The sequence below is a fragment of the Mycobacterium decipiens genome, assembly GCF_963853665.1.
Classification (GTDB): Bacteria; Actinomycetota; Actinomycetes; order Mycobacteriales; family Mycobacteriaceae; genus Mycobacterium; species Mycobacterium decipiens.
Genome location: NZ_OY970459.1, coordinates 2,131,510 through 2,148,376 on the forward strand (window position 1 = coordinate 2,131,510; position 16,867 = coordinate 2,148,376).

Genomic DNA, 16,867 nt, shown 5'->3' on the forward strand with positions numbered 1-16,867 from the left:
GGTCCGCTGCGGTGTTCACTAACCTGGTGCGATGTTCACCGGAATTGTCGAGGAACTCGGAGAGGTGACCGGCCGGGACGCCCTCGTCGATGCGGCGCGGTTGGTCATCCGCGGTCCCATGGTCACCTCCGACGCCGGCCACGGCGACTCGATCGCCGTCAACGGCGTGTGCCTGACGGTCGTCGATGTTTTGCCCGACGGCCAATTCACCGCCGACGTGATGGCCGAGACGCTGAATCGGTCCAACTTGGGTGAACTACGGCCCGGCAGCCGGGTGAACCTGGAACGCGCCGCGGCCCTGAGCAGCCGGCTCGGCGGGCACATCGTGCAGGGGCATGTGGACGGGACCGGCGAAATCGTGGCTCGCGCTCCGTCGGAACACTGGGAGGTGGTGCGGATCGAGGTGCCCGCGGCGGTGGCTCGCTATGTCGTCGAGAAGGGCTCGATTACCGTCGACGGGATTTCGCTGACGGTCTCCGGGCTGGGCGCCGAACCCCGCGACTGGTTCGAGGTTTCGCTGATCCCGACGACCCGGGAGCTGACCACGCTGGGTTCCGCTCCGGTGGGAACGCGGGTAAACCTCGAGGTCGATGTCATCGCCAAGTATGTTGAGCGGCTCATGCAGAGCGCCGGCTAACATCGCTCACGCCGAGACATGAGCCACGGTCACGCGCTGCACGGCGTGTCGTGTGCGTGGTGTAAGTGTCGCGATTCCGCCGCGAGTGGCGGGACCACCTGGCTCAATGGTTCATACTGAATGCAACACGTGGGCTTCGCGTGTGGGCAGGCCTGACAGCTAGGTAGCAAAGATGACGAGGTTGGACTCCGTCGAGCGGGCGGTTGCCGACATTGCAGCGGGTAAGGCCGTCGTCGTCATCGATGACGAGGACCGCGAGAACGAGGGCGATCTGATCTTCGCCGCCGAGAAGGCAACGCCGGAGCTGGTGGCCTTCATGGTTCGCTACACCTCGGGATATCTGTGCGTGCCGCTGGATGGCGCGGTCTGCGACCGGCTGGGCCTGTTGCCCATGTACGCGGTGAACCAGGATAAGCACGGGACCGCATACACCGTGACCGTCGATGCACGGACTGGCATCGGGACGGGCATTTCGGCATCCGATCGGGCTACCACAATGCGGTTGCTAGCCGATCCGGCCAGTGTCGCCGACGATTTCACCCGCCCCGGTCATGTGGTTCCGTTGCGGGCCAAGGATGGCGGCGTGCTGCGCCGGCCCGGCCACACCGAGGCCGCCGTGGACCTGGCCCGGATGGCCGGGTTGCAACCCGCGGGGGCGATTTGCGAGATCGTCAGCCAAAAAGACGAGGGCTCTATGGCGCAGACCGATGAGTTGCGGGTCTTCGCCGATGAGCACGGTCTCGCGCTCATCACCATTGCTGACTTGATCGAATGGCGGCGCAAGCACGAGAAACACATCGAGCGCGTCGCCGAGGCCCGGATCCCGACCCGTCATGGGGAGTTTCGCGCCATTGGCTACACCAGCATCTACGAGGACGTGGAACATGTGGCGCTGGTCCGCGGCGAGATCGCCGGGCCGAACGCCGACGGCGACGATGTGCTGGTCCGGGTGCACTCCGAGTGCTTGACCGGTGACGTGTTCGGGTCGCGCCGCTGCGATTGCGGGCCCCAGCTGGACGCCGCGATGGGAATGGTTGCCCGGGAAGGGCGTGGCGTGGTGCTGTACATGCGTGGCCATGAGGGCCGCGGCATCGGCCTGATGCACAAACTGCAGGCCTACCAGCTGCAGGACGCGGGTGCGGATACCGTGGACGCCAACCTCAAGCTTGGATTACCGGCCGACGCAAGGGATTACGGGATCGGCGCACAGATCCTCGTCGACCTCGGGGTACGCTCGATGCGGCTGCTGACCAATAACCCGGCCAAGCGGGTGGGACTGGATGGGTACGGATTGCACATCATCGAACGGGTGCCGCTGCCGGTGCGGGCCAACGCGGATAATATCCGCTACCTGATGACCAAACGTGACAAAATGGGCCACGACCTCGTCGGGCTGGACGATTTCAATGATTTTCCGGAATCTGTCCATCTTCCGGGTGAATTCGGTGGTGCTTTGTGAGCGGTGGCGCCGGGGTGCCGGACCTACCGGCGCTCGACGCGTCCGGTGTGCGGCTCGCTATCGTGGCCAGCACCTGGCACACCGAAGTCTGCGATGCCCTGTTGGCCGGTGCCCGCAAGGTAGCCACCGAGTCCGGTATCGACAACCCGACGGTGGTCCGCGTGCTGGGCGCGATCGAAATTCCAGTGGTGACGCAAGAACTGGCCCGCAATCACGATGCCGTCGTCGCACTCGGTGTCGTGATCCGCGGTGCCACACCACATTTCGACTACGTCTGTGATGCGGTAACCCAGGGCCTGACTCGTGTGTCGCTGGACTCTTCGACACCGGTTGGCAACGGGGTGCTGACCACCAACACCGAGGAGCAGGCGCTGGATCGGGCCGGGCTTCCGACGTCGGCCGAGGACAAGGGCGCCCAGGCGGCCGCCGCGGCCCTGGCCACCGCGCTGACCCTGCGTGACCTGCGCTCTCAGTCGTGACCGCGGTGCCGAACCGGGAGGCGTGGGATGTTGAGCTGCGTCCGCATCGGACACCGTATTTTGCCTACGCCGCAGCGTTTCTGATCGCGGCAGCGCACATCGTGGTGGGTTTGCTGTTGAAGGTCCAATCCAGTGGTGTGGTTTTCCAGACTGCTGACCAGGTGGCAATGGGAGCCCTGGGTCTGGTTCTCGCCGGGGCGGTGCTGCTCTTCGTGCGCCCGCGACTGCGGGTGGGTATGGCTGGGCTTTCGGTGCGTAATCTGTTGGGCGACAGACTAGTCCCGTGGTCCGACGTGGTCGGTGTGTCGTTTCCCGGCGGTAGTCGGTGGGCGCGAATCGACCTGCCCGACGACGAGTACATCCCGGTGATGGCCATCCAGGCCGTCGACAAGGATCGCGCCGTGGCAGCCATGGACACGGTGCGCTCGTTACTGACCCGATATCGGCCGGACCTCGTACGATCGCCGGATGACAACTGTGGTGGACCACTATGAGAGGGTTGAGCCGAAATGCATGAATCGCGCTTGATGAGGGGTGTATGCCGGGCCGTTGTCGTAGCAGGGGCAGTATTTGGCGTCGCGCTGCTGAGCGCTGGCGTGGCGAGTGCCGACGGCTCGGTCCAGGTGAAGAGCCGACTGGGCAATTGGTGTCTGGACACCCCGAGTGGGAATTTCAACACGGCAACGTTTGTCAACGCCTGCGATGGGTCGCCATCCCAGCGCTGGGATATCAACTCTGACGGTCAGATCGAGAGCGCGGCCTACCCTGGGGCTTGCTTGACAGCCGGCGCAGTGAGTATGTGGCAGGTGACCGTCTTCCCTTGTCAAATGGGCGGGTTCAACCAGCATTGGAACATTCACCCCAACGGTCAGATTGAGGATTCGCTTGGTTCCTGCCTCACCATTGTCAACGGCGACGCGCACCCTGGGGCCCCGGTGAGACCCTTCAATTGCGGCTTCGACGGACCCGCCCAGGAGTGGGATAGCGTGTCCTGACCGGGTTCGCTGGGTGCGTCGCGTCGTCGCGGGTCCGAGCGGATCTTGCTACCGGTGGCAAACTGTCTGCGGCGGTTGTGGTCTGGGTGTGAGACGCGTCGCTTGTCGTGCGCGAGGTGGGCCGAGATGAGAGGCTGGAGGCGAAATGCATGAATCGCGGTTGATGGGCGGTGTGCACCGGGCCGTTGTACTAGCCGGGCCGTTATTGGCTATCGCGGTACTGTGCGCTGGCGTCGCGAGTGCCGACGGCCCGGTCCAGTTGAAGAGCCGATTGGGAAACTGGTGTCTCGACGCCCCCAGCGGGAATTTCAACACCGCTACGGTGATCAACCCGTGCAATGGTTCGCAATCTCAACTCTGGAATTTCGACATTCCCGGTCGGATCCAAAGTGTCGCTTTCCCCGGGTCTTGCTTGACAATTGGCGAAGTGAATGAGTGGTTGGTAACTATCGTGCCCTGTCAAATGGGCGGGCTCCAGCATTGGAGTATGCAGCCTGACGGCCACATCACGAATGGCATCTTGCAATGTATAGACGTTATTAACGGCGTGGCGAATCCCGGGGCTCTGGTGATCGGCCTCAATTGCGCCATCGGTGGACCCGGCGCGGAGTGGGATAGCGTGCCGTGATCGGGCTCGCCGGGCGCGTCTCGTCGCGTGCCGATCGCCCCGCGTCGACGCCAGTTCGGGCCGATGCCAACCGAGGTCGAGGACCTGCACCACCGTGGGTCGGGGCGGATCTTGCTACCGGTGGCGAACTGTCTGCGGCGGTTGTGGTCTCGGTGTGAGACGCGTCGCTTGTCGTGCGCGAGGTGGGCCGAGATGAGAGGCTGGAGGCGAAATGCATGAATCGCGGTTGATGGGCGGTGTGCGCCGGGCCCTTGTCCTAGTGGGTGCATTGTTGGTTGTCGCGGTGCCAAGCGCTGGTGTGGCGAGTGCCGACGGCCCGGTCCAGGTGAAGAGCCGATTGGGCGATGTTTGTCTGGACGCCCCGACTGGGAGCTGGGTGAGCCCGGTGGTGATCAACCCCTGCAATGGGACGGATTTCCAGCGTTGGAACCTCACCGCCGACCAGCAACTCGAGAGCGTGGCCTTCCCCGGGCAGTGCCTGATGCAGCCGATGCAGCCCGGCGGCATGTGGGTGCACCTGCAGCCTTGCATCGATTGGTTCACCCAGCATTGGACCATCCAGCCCAACGGTTTGATCCATGGTGAAATGGATGGCTGCCTTGCCGTTCTTGGCGGCCCGGGTCCGGGGACTTGGGTGTCCACCCGCTGGTGCAGCCCCGGTGCGCCCGACCAGGAGTGGGATAGCGTTCCCTGACCGGGCTACCCGATCCCGGCGCGCCACCGTTGCGGCGACCACTAGCCTGGATACGTGCCAGATCCCGCGACGTATCGCCCCGCGCCCGGGTCCATCCCGGTTGCGCCGGGCGTGTACCGATTCCGGGATGCGCATGGGCGAGTGATCTACGTTGGCAAGGCCAAGAGTTTGCGCAGCCGACTGACGTCGTACTTCGCCGACGTCGCCAGCCTGCAACCGCGGACTCGGCAGATGGTGACCACCGCGGCCAAGGTCGAGTGGACGGTGGTCAACACCGAGGTCGAGGCGCTGCAGCTGGAATACAACTGGATCAAGGAGTTCGATCCGCGCTTCAACGTCCGCTACCGCGACGACAAGTCCTACCCGGTGTTGGCGGTTACCCTGGGCGAGGAGTATCCCCGGCTGATGGTGTATCGCGGCCCGCGGCGCAAGGGGGTGCGGTATTTCGGGCCGTACTCCCACGCGTGGGCAATCCGGGAAACACTGGACCTGCTCACCCGCGTGTTTCCGGCGCGATCCTGCTCGGCGGGAGTGTTCAAGCGGCACAAACAGATCGACCGACCATGCCTGCTGGGCTACATCGACAAATGTTCGGCTCCATGCGTGGGCCGGGTTAGCGCCGAGCAGCATCGCCGGATCGTGACGGACTTCTGCGACTTCCTGTCCGGCAAGACCGACCGGTTTGCCCGCGACCTGGAACAGCAGATGAACGCCGCAGCCGAGCAACTCGACTTCGAACGAGCCGCACGGCTTCGCGACGACCTGTCCGCGCTGAAGCGCGCCATGGAAAAGCAGGCCGTGGTGCTCGGCGACGGTACCGACGCCGATGTGGTGGCGTTCGCCGACGACGAACTCGAGGCGGCGGTGCAAGTGTTCCATGTCCGGGGCGGCCGGGTGCGCGGCCAGCGCGGCTGGATCGTCGAAAAGCCCGGAGAGCCAGGGTATTCCGGTGCGGAGCAGCTTGTCGAGCAATTCCTCACGCAGTTCTACGGCGACCAGGCGGCGTTGGACAGCGCCGCCGACGAATCCACCAACCCGGTTCCCCGCGAGGTGCTGGTGCCCTGTTTGCCGTCCAACGCCGAGGAGTTGGCCAGCTGGCTGTCGGGTCTGCGCGGATCCCGGGTCGCGTTGCGGGTTCCGCGACGCGGCGACAAGCGAGCATTGGCCGAAACAGTGCACCGCAACGCGAAAGAAGCACTGCAGCAACACAAACTGAAGCGAGCCAGCGATTTCAACGCCAGATCAGTTGCACTGCAGAGCATTCAGGACTCTTTGGGCCTGGCGGATGCGCCACTGCGAATCGAGTGTGTGGACGTCAGCCACGTACAGGGCACCGACGTGGTCGGGTCGCTGGTGGTGTTCGAGGACGGCCTGCCGCGCAAATCGGATTACCGCCACTTCGGGATCCGCGACGCCGCCGGGCAGGGGCGCTCCGACGACGTGGCCTCCATTGCCGAGGTGACTCGGCGCCGGTTCATGCGGCACCTGCACGACTTGAACAATCCGAATCCGCACTCCCTGGACGGGAAATCGCGCAAGTTCGCCTACCCGCCCAATCTATACGTGGTCGACGGCGGCGCCCCACAAGTCAATGCCGCCAGCGCCGTGCTCGACGAGCTCGGTATCGCCGACATCGCGGTGATCGGTTTGGCCAAGCGGCTGGAAGAGGTCTGGGTGCCATCGGAGCCCGATCCGATCATTATGCCGCGCAACAGCGAGGGACTCTATCTGCTACAGCGGGTGCGCGATGAGGCGCACCGGTTCGCCATCACCTACCATCGCAGCAAACGATCCAGGCGGATGACGGCCTCGGCGCTGGACTCGGTGCCGGGATTGGGAGAACATCGTCGCAAGGCCTTGGTCACCCATTTCGGATCGATAGCCCGCCTCAAGGAGGCCACCGTCGACCAAATCACCGCCGTCCCGGGTATCGGCGTGGCCACGGCCACGGCCGTCCTCGAGGCACTGCGGCCTGACTCACCCGGAGCGCCGGGATGACGAACCATGTTGGGGACGTTGAGAATCGTTCGGAAGACGCCGGCATCGACGTCGTCTTGGTTACCGGGTTATCCGGGGCCGGGCGGGGCACGGCGGCCAAGGTGCTGGAGGACCTGGGCTGGTATGTGGCCGATAATCTGCCGCCCCAGCTGATTACCCGCATGGTGGAGTTCGGGCTGGCCGCCGGATCACGGATCACCCAGCTAGCGGTGGTAATGGATGTGCGGTCGCGTGGCTTCACCGGCGACCTCGATTCGGTGCGCAACGAACTGGCCACCCGCGACATCACCCCGCGTGTGGTGTTCATGGAGGCGTCCGACGACATGTTGGTGCGCCGCTACGAACAGAACCGCCGCAGTCATCCGCTGCAGGGGGAGCAGACCCTGGCCGAGGGCATCGCCGCGGAGCGCGCGATGTTGGCCCCGGTTCGCGCCACCGCCGATCTGATCATCGACACGTCGACCCTGTCGGTGCGGGGCTTGAGGGAAAGCATCGAGCGTGCCTTCGGCAACGATGCCGGGACGACCACCAGCGTCACCGTCGAGTCGTTCGGTTTCAAGTACGGCCTGCCCATGGACGCCGACATGGTCATGGACGTGCGGTTCCTGCCCAACCCGCACTGGGTGGACGAGTTGCGTCCCCTCACCGGCCAACATCCGGCGGTGCGGGACTATGTGCTGAGCCAGCCGGGCGCCGCTGAGTTCCTCGAGTCTTACCATCGGTTGCTGTCCCTGGTTGTCGACGGCTACCGCCGGGAGGGGAAGCGCTATATGACGATCGCCGTTGGCTGCACCGGGGGCAAGCATCGCAGCGTCGCGATCGCCGAGGCATTGATGGGACTGCTGCGCTGCGATCTGCAACTGTCGGTGCGGGTGCTGCACCGGGATCTGGGTCGCGAATGACCGATGGCATCGTCGCGCTGGGCGGCGGACACGGCTTGTACGCCACGCTGTCCGCGGCCCGCCGGCTGACTCCCTACGTCACCGCCGTGGTGACCGTCGCAGATGACGGTGGTTCCTCCGGCCGGTTGCGCAACGAGCTCGATGTGGTGCCGCCGGGCGACCTGCGAATGGCGTTGGCGGCGTTGGCATCCGACAGCCCGTATGGGCGACTGTGGGCCACCATTCTGCAGCACCGATTCGGTGGTAGTGGCGCGCTGGCCGGGCATCCGATCGGCAACCTGATGCTGGCCGGCCTGTCCGAGGTGCTAGCCGATCCGGTCGCCGCCCTCGACGAACTCGGGCGCATCCTCGGTGTCAAGGGCAGGGTGCTGCCGATGTGCCCGATCGCGTTGCAGATCGAGGCCGACGTGTCCGGTCTGGAGGCTGACCCGCGGATGTTCCGGTTGATCCGGGGGCAGGTCGCGATCGCGACCACACCCGGAAAGGTGCGGCGGGTGCGATTGCTGCCCGCCGACCCGCCGGCGACCCGGCAGGCGGTCGACGCCATCATGGCCGCCGACCTGGTTGTTCTGGGGCCCGGATCGTGGTTCACCAGCGTGATCCCCCATGTGCTGGTGCCGGGTCTGTTTTCGGCGCTGCGCGCAACCACGGCCCGCCGTGCGCTGGTGCTCAACCTGGTCGCCGAACCGGGGGAGACGGCCGGTTTCTCGGTGGAGCGTCATTTGCATGTGCTGGCCCAGCACGCGCCCGGGTTCACCGTGCACGACATCATCATCGACGCCGAGCGAGTGCCCAGCGACCGGGAGCGGGAGCAACTGCGCCGCACGGCAACCCTGTTGCAGGCCGAGGTCCACTTCGCCGACGTGGTCCGACCTGGTACACCTTTACATGACCCGGGCAAGCTGGCGGCCGTCCTGGATGGGGTGCGGTTGCGCGGCAGGGGCCCGTCCGCATCTTCGGCGACGGGCACCGACGAGATACGGATCGACGGTGGACGTCAACAGACCGGCGTGCATGGACCGGGTGGCAACGGACCGAGGGGTGACGACGCGTGGCGATGACGACCGAAGTCAAAGACGAGCTGAGCCGCCTGGTAGTGAAGTCCGTCAGCGCGCGGCGCGCCGAGGTCACGTCGTTGCTGAGATTCGCCGGCGGGCTGCACATCGTCGGCGGCCGCGTGGTGGTCGAAGCCGAGCTGGACTTGGGTAGCATCGCGCGCCGGCTGCGCAAGGAGATCTTCGAGCTCTACGGCTACACCGCGGTGGTGCATGTATTGTCGGCCAGCGGAATTCGCAAGACCACCCGCTACGTGCTGCGGGTCGCCAACGACGGCGAGGCGTTGGCCCGCCAAACCGGGCTGCTCGACATGCGTGGGCGTCCCGTGCGTGGCCTGCCGGCCCAGGTCGTCGGCGGCAGCATCGGTGACGCCGAAGCCGCGTGGCGGGGAGCATTTTTGGCGCATGGATCGTTGACCGAACCGGGCCGTTCCTCGGCATTGGAAGTCAGTTGCCCCGGCCCGGAAGCTGCGCTGGCGCTGGTGGGTGCGGCGCGCCGGCTTGGGGTCAGCGCGAAAGCCCGCGAGGTGCGCGGTGTCGATCGTGTGGTGGTGCGCGACGGTGAGGCGATCGGCGCGTTGCTGACCCGGATGGGGGCGCAGGACACCCGGCTGGTCTGGGAGGAGCGTCGGATGCGCCGTGAGGTGCGGGCGACGGCTAACCGGCTGGCCAACTTCGACGACGCCAATCTGCGCCGCTCGGCGCGGGCAGCGGTCGCGGCGGCCGCCCGGGTGGAGCGCGCGCTGGAGATACTCGGCGATACCGTGCCCGAGCACTTGGCCTCGGCCGGCAAGTTGCGCGTCGAGCACCGCCAGGCGTCGCTGGAGGAGCTGGGCCGCCTTGCCGAACCCCCGATGACGAAAGATGCTGTGGCCGGCCGTATTCGGCGATTGTTGTCGATGGCTGATCGCAAGGCCAAGGTGGAGGGGATCCCCGATACGGAATCGGCGGTGACTCCTGATTTACTCGAGGACGCCTAGCCCGGCGAACCGGGACCCCGGGTCACCCACTGGCCTCCGTGGGCACGCTAAGGCTACGGTCGTGGGATGAAACGGCTCTCGAGCGTTGACGCGGCTTTTTGGTCTGCGGAAACCGCAGGTTGGCACATGCACGTGGGCGCGCTGGCGATCAACGATCCCAGCGACGCGCCGGACTACAGCTTTCAGCGACTCCGGGAACTGCTTATCGAGCGACTGCCCGAGATCCCGCAGTTGCGATGGTGCGTTACCGGTGCGCCGCTCGGGCTGGATCGGCCGTGGTTCGTCGAGGACGAGGACCTTGACATCGATTTCCATGTCCGTCGCATCGGCGTGCCCGCCCCGGGTGGGCGGCGCGAGCTGGAGGAGCTCGTTGGCCGGCTGATGTCGTACAAACTGGACCGCTCCCGGCCGCTGTGGGAACTGTGGGTAATCGAGGGTGTCGAGGGCGGCCGCATCGCGACGTTGACCAAGATGCACCACGCCATCGTCGACGGGGTCTCCGGCGCGGGCTTGGGCGAAATCCTCTTGGATGTCACGCCCGAACCGCGACCGCCGAAAGAGGAAACGGTTGGATTTGTGGGATTCCAGATCCCGGGCGTGGAACGGCGCGCGATCGGTGCCCTCCTCAACGTGGGCGTCATGACGCCGTTCCGCATCGCCAGATTGGTGGAGCAGACCGTGCGTCAGCAGATCGCCGTTTTCGGCATCCGCCGCAAGCCGCCGCGGTACTTCGACGCGCCCAAGACCCGGTTCAACGCGGCCGTGTCGCCACACCGACGGGTTACCGGCACCCGCGTCGAGCTGGCCAGGGCCAAGGCGGTCAAGGACGCCTTTGGCGTCAAGCTCAACGACGTGGTGTTGGCCATGGTGGCCGGGGCCGTGCGTGAATACCTGCAGAAGCGTGACGAGCTGCCCGCCAAGCCGCTGATCGCGCAGATTCCGGTCTCTACCCGCACCGACCAAACGAAGGCGGACGTCGGAAACCAGATCAGCTCGATGACCGCGTCGCTGGCAACCCATATCGAGGACCCCGCCGAACGGCTCGCGGCCATCCACGAAAGCACGCAGAGCGCCAAGGAGATGGCCAAAGCGCTCTCGGCGCATCAGATTATGGGGCTCACCGAGACCACACCGCCCGGGTTGCTACAACTTGCCGCCCGCGCATATACGGCCACCGGGCTGTCGCACAACCTGGCGCCGATCAATCTGGTCGTCTCCAACGTCCCCGGTCCGCCCTTCCCGCTGTACATGGCCGGCGCCGCATTGGAATCGCTGGTGCCGCTCGGGCCGCCGGTGATGGACGTCGCCCTCAACGTGACCTGCTTCTCCTACCAGGAGTACTTGGACTTCGGCTTTGTGACCACGCCCGAAGTGGCCAACGACATCGACGAGATGGCCGACGCCATAGAGCCGGCTCTGGCCGAACTCGAGCGCGCCGCCGAATTGGGCTAGTCGGCAGGGGGCGGGTTCGTCACGTAGACCCAGGACAGGAATCGGGCCACGGCCTCGGCGGTTTGATGGGCGCGCGGAGAGCCAAAGATGTCGAACGCGTGTTGAGCGTTGGGCAGGCCGGCGTACGCGACTGGAGACTTCGACACCGCACGCAGTTCGTCGACGAACTCCTGCGCTTCGCCCACCGGAATGAGAGAGTCGTCGTGGCCGTGTAGCACAAAGAACGGTGGCGCGTCGGCGCGTACGTGCCGGATCGGCGAAGCTTGCAGGTAGATATCGCGGTGCGTGCTGAATTTCCGTTTCACCACAAACTTTTCCAGCAGCCCGATGAACTCCGAGCGTCCATCTCCGTGCGTCGAAAACCAGTCGTAGCGCCCGTATATCGGGACCACGGCCGCCACCGAGGTGTCGGCCTCTTCGAAGCCCGGCTGAAATCTGGGGTCATTGGGCGTCAGTGCCGCAAGGGCCGACAGGTGGCCGCCGGCAGATCCACCGGTGATTGCAACGAAATTCGGATCCCCGCCATAGGCCGCGATGTTCTGCTTGACCCAGGCCAGCGCCCGTTTGACGTCGACGATGTGGTCGGGCCAGGTGTGCAGGGGAGCGACCCGGTAGTTCAGCGACACGCACACCCAGCCGCGTGAAACCAGGTGGCTCATCAATGGATACGCCTGCGGGCGGCGCCAACCCAGCACCCACGCGCCGCCGGGAACCTGCACCAGCACCGGCGCCTTGCCGTCGCGTGGCAGGTCGCGGCGGCGCCAGATGTCGGCCAGGTTGGCCCGGCCGTGCGGACCGTAGGGCACGACGTTGGTCTTCTCGACGTAGCGACGGCGCGCCACGGTCGTCCGGAGTGGCGGATTGCGCCGGCCTTTGCCAGTCCGGTGCGTCGGTTCGGTGGGCAGTGCGGTCAGCTCTTTGGCGTAGTCCGGCCCGAGCTGTTCGCTCAGCCCCGCTTCCAGTACCGGGCCCGGGGTAGTGACGCCGCGGTAGCGGATCACTCCCAGGATGCCCCATGCCGCGGCCGTCAGTGCCAACGCCGCCTTTCCCTTCGGTCCGGCGAAGTCGCCGCGCCGACCCCGGCGCACCGCGTCCAGCACGGAGGCGGTCAGGTAGACGCCCGGCACCTCCGATGTCGGCCAGCCGAAGCAGAACACCAGCACGGTCCGGTAGCCCTTGCGGGCAAGGGGGCGTAATCCGTTGGCGGCGTTGATGAATTCCAGTGCGCCGCGGGCTAGTGGTCTCGGGCGTCGCCGCCGCCGAAGTCTCACGAGCCACCGACCAGTGATTGCAGTTCGGCACGCAGGATCTTTCCGGTGCTGCCGCGGGGAAGCTCGTCGAGCACGGAAATTTCTCGAGGCACCTTGTAGTTGGCCAGGTTTCCCCGGACATGTTGCTTGAGAGTCTCGGATGTGGCCGACCCGCCGGGCTCGAGAACTACGAAGGCCGCCAGCCGCTGGCCGTACTGCTCGTCGTCCACGCCGATCACCGCCGCCTCGGCCACGTCGGGGTGGGCTGCCAGCGTCTTCTCCACCTCGATCGGGTAGACGTTCTCGCCGCCGGAGACGATCATCTCGTCGTCGCGGCCCACCACGAACAGCCGTCCGGCCGGATCGAGGTAGCCGACATCGCCCGACGACATAAACCCGGCGTGGAAGTCCTTGGTCGAGCCCTCGGTGTAGCCGTCGAACTGGGTGTTGTTGCGGACGTAGATGCTGCCGACCTCGCCGCGGGGTACCTCGTTGAATTCCTGGTCCAGGATGCGGATTTCGGTTCCTTCGGCGGGCCGGCCGGCGGTGTCGGGCGCGGCACGCAGGTCGGCCGGTGTTGCGGTGGCGATCATGCCGGCCTCGGTGGCGTTGTAGTTGTTGTAGATCACGTCGCCGAATTGGTCCATGAATGCGATGACCACATCGGGTCGCATCCGTGAACCGGATGCGGCGGCGAACCGTAGTGACCGGCCGCTGTAGCGGCTACGAACGTCGGTCGGCAGATCCATAATGCGGTCGAACATCACCGGGACTACCGCCAAACCCGTCGCCCGGTAGCGGTCGACCAGGTCCAGCGTGGCCTCTGGGTCGAACTTGCGGCGCGTGACGATGGTGCAGGCCAGCGACGCGGCCAGCACCAATTGCGAAAAGCCCCAGGCGTGGAACATCGGCGCCACTATCACTATCGGCTCCTCGGCCCGCCAGGGCGTACGATCCAGGATCGCCTTGAGCGCGCCAACGCCACCGCCAGAATGCTTGGCACCCTTGGGTGTTCCGGTGGTGCCCGAAGTCAGCAGGATCATCTTTCCGGTGCGGCCGGCGCGTGCGGGCCGCTGCCCGGTGTGGGCAGCGATGAGTTTCGCAACGGTCAGGTCGTGCCGCTCGCTGGTCCACGCGACGATGCGGGTGGCGTCCGGCTTGGCTGATAGCGCCCGATCGACCGTCGCGGTGAACTCCTCGTCGTAGATGACGGTGTCGACGTCTTCCCGGGTCACCACGTCGGCCAGCGCCGGACCGGCGAACGAGGTGTTGAGCAACAATATGTCGGCGCCAATCCTGTTGGCCGCCACCAGTGACTCCACGAAACCGCGATGGTTGCGGCACATGATCCCGATTACCTTCGGCCTACCAGCGCCCTGGGCCTGCAGCGCGGCGGCCAACGCATCACAGCGCTCGTCGAGCTGCTTCCAGGTCAGGGTGCCGAGTTCGTCAACGAGACCCGCGCGGTCCGGGCAGCGCTGCGCCGCACTGGCGAAACCTGAGGTGATGCTCATGCCTTCACGGCGCATCGCCGCGGCGATCCGCACGTAGCGGTCCGGCCGCATCGGTGCGATCAACCCGGCGCGCCTCATGGTGGCGATCAAACCGAGGGTTTGGCCGATACGGGACGCCTGGGATGCCATAGCTCAGCCCAGTATCGGAAAGCGGCGCTTGGCCGCGAGCTTGTCGAGGGCCTGCTGCATCACCGACCGCACGTGCTCATCGACCTCATCGACATCTGGGTTCTCGCCGAATCGCTCGGTGACGTCGATCGGCGCTAGCACCTGCATGACGATCTTGGCGGGCAGCGGCAGGTTGGGCGGGATCGCGGCGCTGAACCCGAACGGAAAGCCGAACGAGATCGGCAGAATTTCGCTACGCAGCAGGCGCTTCAGCTGCAGCCGTCGCGCGAGCCACATGCCGCGGGTCAGATAGAGCTGGCTTTCCTGGCCGCCGATGGACACCGCCGGCACGATGGGCACGCCGGCCTCGATGGCCGTGCTGACGTATCCCTTGCGGCCGTTGAAGTCGATCACGTTCTCCGAGAACGTGGGCCGGTAGGCGTCGTAGTCGCCGCCGGGAAAGACGACCACCACACCGCCGGACCGCAACGCCTGGGCGGCGTTGTCCCGGGTGGCCCGGATGTACCCGGTGCGCCTGAAGAAATCCCCGGTCAGGCCCGTGAACAGGATGTCGTGGCTCAGCGTGTAGACAGGTCGGTCGTAGCCGAACTCTTGGTAGAAGTCGGCACTGAAGACCGGTACGTCCATCGGGAACATGCCGCCGGAATGGTTGGCGACGACCAGCGCTCCGCCGGGCGGGAAGGAATCCAGACCGCGCACCTGTGACCGGTGGTACGCCTTCAGGACCGGGCGCAGCACGCCCATCAGGCGCTGGGTCAGGGCGGGGTCGAATTTGCCGATGTCGGCATCCCCAAGATCAGGGCGATCGGTGTTGCTCACTGTGCTCCCTTGAGACTCGCACGAGGCTCCCACGAGGCTCCGGTGCCGTCGAGTCCCTTGATCGTAGCGACCGCCGGTGGGGTCGCCATGACGGCGTCGCCGGCGAAAAGTCTCCCGTTGTCGCTTCGAGGCGGGCACAGTGATCAATGGTGCTGGCGGATCAGAAGGGACGCATAGGTGGCCGAGTTCGGTGGCGCACCCATTTCGGTGATCGCCCGACAAATGGACATGATTCGCGACGAGTTCATCGCCGACCTGTTCGACATGATGAAGACCGAGATTCAGGGGCTGAACTACGACAGCCGGATGATGAACTTGTGGCGCGCGAGCCTCACCGAGAGTGTTGTGGCGGCCATTCACTACCTGGATCGGGATGCGGCGATCTCCCTGGTAGAGGCTCCGGCGGCCGCGCTGGCCTACACGCGTGCGGCCGCGCAACGCGATGTTCCGTTGGCGCCGCTGGTCCGGGCGCATCGGCTGGGGCATGCGCGTTTCGTGGAGGTGGCGATGCAGTATGTGTCGTTCTTGGAGCCCGCTGAGCAAGTGCCGACCATCGTCGAACTCGTAAATCGCTCGGCCCGATTGATCGACCTGCTCGCCGATCAATTGGTTGTCGCCTATGAGCTGGAGCACGATCGCTGGGTGAGCCGCCGCGGCGGCCTGCAGCATCGCTGGGTCAGCGAGGTCCTTGCGGCTACCCCGGTTGACGTTCGACGCGCCGAAAAGACGTTGGGCTACCCGTTGGACGGCGCGCATATCGCCGCGGTGGTGTGGCTGGATACGGAGGTACCCACCGGTGAGGTGGTGGAGCTGTTCGATCAGGTACGAAGCTTGTTGGCCACCGAACTCGGTGCCGCGGCGAGTTCGTTGCTGGTGCCGACCGATGAGCGGGAGGCTCGGCTGTGGTTCTCGCCGGCCTCCGCACGGTCCCTCGATCGATCTCGGGTTCGCACGGCGTTCGAGTCCGCGGGAATTCGGGCGCGATTGGCCTGCGGTCGGGTTGCGGACGGGCTGCGCGGCTTTCGCGCATCGTTGAGGCAGGCTGAACGGGTGAAGGCACTGGTCGTTGCCGGCGAAGGCCGCCTCGGCGCCCGGGTCGTGTTCTATGACGAGGTGGCGCCGGTCGCGTTGATGGCCGACGATGTGGATGAGTTGGGGCGCTTTGTCGCCGATGCGCTGGGCGATCTCAGTGTTGACGACGAGCGCAATGATTGGCTGCGAGAGACGTTGCGGCAGTTCTTGGTACGCAACCGCAGCTATGTTGCGACCGCCGAGGCGATGGTTCTGCACCGCAACACCATTGCGTATCGGGTGGCCCAGGCGATGGACCTGTGCGGGCAGAGTTTCGACGATCCCGAAGCCGTATTGAGGGTGCAGATCGCGCTGGAGATCTGCCGGTGGATGGCTCCGGCGGTGCTGCGTCCGGCCAACTAGCGGCCCGTTCATGCTGCGCGCACAAGGGTGATCGTGAGCTTCGGCCTGGGCGCACATGGTGTCCCGGGGATTTGGTGCGCTAGCGTTTGCCCACGTCAAACACCGAAAAACTCCAGTAGAGAGAGATGGACATGAACGGGCGCGCCGCCACCACCGGTCGGGTAGCCAGGGCGGCAACGGCCGATCGCCACCAGGCCGAGTATTTTCTGCACCTGCTCACCCAGATTTACCGACAGATCGATCTCCAAGAGCAGGAGCGACAGGTTCTTGACGGGCTGATCGATCAACTGCACCGACGATTTCCGCTTCGTGCCCTGGGTGCGGTTTCCCCGATCTCTCGGAGGGCGCTGGTAGCGGTCAAGTAGGACCGCAAAGATGCCCCTGGGACAGCACCGAGCAAGCATCCGTGCGTGATGAGGGGTCGCGCGGACGGCTTGCCTCG

17 protein-coding genes are annotated in these 16,867 nt (G+C 65.8%); 13 read left to right on the plus strand and 4 right to left on the minus strand.

Annotation, left to right across the window (positions count from 1 at the left end):
• The first annotated feature begins 31 nt into the window (after nt 1-31).
• The 12 genes from AADZ55_RS09705 (at nt 32) to AADZ55_RS09750 (ending at nt 11,279) form a co-directional block, all read left to right on the plus strand.
• Nucleotides 32-637, plus strand: a complete 606-nt coding sequence (locus tag AADZ55_RS09705; RefSeq protein ID WP_085325177.1) for a riboflavin synthase — start codon at nt 32-34, stop codon at nt 635-637.
• 172 nt (nt 638-809) lie between these two features.
• On the plus strand, nt 810-2,096 hold the full coding sequence (locus tag AADZ55_RS09710) for a bifunctional 3,4-dihydroxy-2-butanone-4-phosphate synthase/GTP cyclohydrolase II (protein ID WP_085325176.1): 1,287 nt from the start codon (nt 810-812) through the stop codon (nt 2,094-2,096).
• Nucleotides 2,093-2,575 carry a 6,7-dimethyl-8-ribityllumazine synthase gene (ribH, locus tag AADZ55_RS09715; protein WP_085325175.1) on the plus strand — a complete coding sequence of 161 codons (483 nt, stop codon included), beginning with the start codon at nt 2,093-2,095 and terminating at the stop codon, nt 2,573-2,575. The genes AADZ55_RS09710 and ribH overlap by 4 nt, the downstream gene beginning before the upstream one ends.
• Nucleotides 2,572-3,069: a PH domain-containing protein gene (locus tag AADZ55_RS09720; RefSeq protein ID WP_085325174.1), complete on the plus strand. Its 498-nt coding sequence runs from the start codon at nt 2,572-2,574 to the stop codon at nt 3,067-3,069. Before ribH ends, AADZ55_RS09720 begins: the two co-directional genes overlap by 4 nt.
• Before the next feature lie 33 nt (nt 3,070-3,102).
• Nucleotides 3,103-3,570: an RICIN domain-containing protein gene (locus tag AADZ55_RS23555; RefSeq protein WP_423202371.1), complete on the plus strand. Its 468-nt coding sequence runs from the start codon at nt 3,103-3,105 to the stop codon at nt 3,568-3,570.
• Nucleotides 3,571-3,733: 163 nt separating this feature from the next.
• The gene (locus tag AADZ55_RS23560; RefSeq protein WP_423202395.1) at nt 3,734-4,198 is read left to right on the plus strand and encodes a ricin-type beta-trefoil lectin domain protein; all 465 of its coding nucleotides are present in this window, start codon (nt 3,734-3,736) and stop codon (nt 4,196-4,198) included.
• A 211-nt stretch (nt 4,199-4,409) separates the two neighbouring features.
• Entirely contained in the window at nt 4,410-4,892 is a 483-nt protein-coding gene (locus AADZ55_RS09725) for an RICIN domain-containing protein (protein ID WP_085325171.1), read from the plus strand.
• A 54-nt stretch (nt 4,893-4,946) separates the two neighbouring features.
• On the plus strand, nt 4,947-6,890 hold the full coding sequence (uvrC, locus tag AADZ55_RS09730) for an excinuclease ABC subunit UvrC (RefSeq protein WP_085325170.1): 1,944 nt from the start codon (nt 4,947-4,949) through the stop codon (nt 6,888-6,890).
• Complete coding sequence (gene rapZ, locus AADZ55_RS09735; RefSeq protein ID WP_085325169.1) at nt 6,887-7,792, plus strand: RNase adapter RapZ; 906 nt, start codon at nt 6,887-6,889, stop codon at nt 7,790-7,792. Before uvrC ends, rapZ begins: the two co-directional genes overlap by 4 nt.
• Nucleotides 7,789-8,853, plus strand: a complete 1,065-nt coding sequence (locus tag AADZ55_RS09740) for a YvcK family protein (RefSeq protein WP_085325168.1) — start codon at nt 7,789-7,791, stop codon at nt 8,851-8,853. The genes rapZ and AADZ55_RS09740 overlap by 4 nt, the downstream gene beginning before the upstream one ends.
• Nucleotides 8,850-9,827 carry a DNA-binding protein WhiA gene (whiA, locus tag AADZ55_RS09745; RefSeq protein ID WP_085325222.1) on the plus strand — a complete coding sequence of 326 codons (978 nt, stop codon included), beginning with the start codon at nt 8,850-8,852 and terminating at the stop codon, nt 9,825-9,827. The genes AADZ55_RS09740 and whiA overlap by 4 nt, the downstream gene beginning before the upstream one ends.
• Nucleotides 9,828-9,893: 66 nt before the next feature.
• Nucleotides 9,894-11,279: a WS/DGAT/MGAT family O-acyltransferase gene (locus tag AADZ55_RS09750; protein ID WP_085325167.1), complete on the plus strand. Its 1,386-nt coding sequence runs from the start codon at nt 9,894-9,896 to the stop codon at nt 11,277-11,279.
• Here the strand turns inward: AADZ55_RS09750 and AADZ55_RS09755 are convergent.
• Genes AADZ55_RS09755 through AADZ55_RS09765 form a run of 3 tightly spaced genes read right to left on the minus strand, consistent with a single transcriptional unit; the run spans nt 11,276 to nt 14,991 of the window.
• Nucleotides 11,276-12,550, minus strand: coding sequence for an alpha/beta hydrolase (locus AADZ55_RS09755; RefSeq protein WP_085325166.1), 1,275 nt, complete (start codon nt 12,548-12,550; stop codon nt 11,276-11,278). The two genes, AADZ55_RS09750 and AADZ55_RS09755, sit on opposite strands and share 4 nt — an antisense overlap.
• Nucleotides 12,547-14,172 (minus strand): acyl-CoA ligase FadD12, encoded by a 1,626-nt coding sequence (gene fadD12 / locus AADZ55_RS09760; protein ID WP_085325165.1) that lies wholly within the window; start codon nt 14,170-14,172, stop codon nt 12,547-12,549. Before fadD12 ends, AADZ55_RS09755 begins: the two co-directional genes overlap by 4 nt.
• Nucleotides 14,173-14,175: 3 nt before the next feature.
• On the minus strand, nt 14,176-14,991 hold the full coding sequence (locus tag AADZ55_RS09765; protein WP_085325164.1) for a 1-acyl-sn-glycerol-3-phosphate acyltransferase: 816 nt from the start codon (nt 14,989-14,991) through the stop codon (nt 14,176-14,178).
• Between the two features lie 177 nt (nt 14,992-15,168).
• On the opposite strand from AADZ55_RS09765, the gene AADZ55_RS09770 reads away from it, so the two are divergent.
• Nucleotides 15,169-16,425 carry a PucR family transcriptional regulator gene (locus AADZ55_RS09770; RefSeq protein WP_085325163.1) on the plus strand — a complete coding sequence of 419 codons (1,257 nt, stop codon included), beginning with the start codon at nt 15,169-15,171 and terminating at the stop codon, nt 16,423-16,425.
• Nucleotides 16,426-16,520: 95 nt separating this feature from the next.
• Here AADZ55_RS09770 and AADZ55_RS09775 read toward each other — a convergent pair whose 3' ends face one another.
• Nucleotides 16,521-16,718: a hypothetical protein gene (locus AADZ55_RS09775; RefSeq protein WP_133056417.1), complete on the minus strand. Its 198-nt coding sequence runs from the start codon at nt 16,716-16,718 to the stop codon at nt 16,521-16,523.
• Nucleotides 16,719-16,867: the final 149 nt, after the last annotated feature.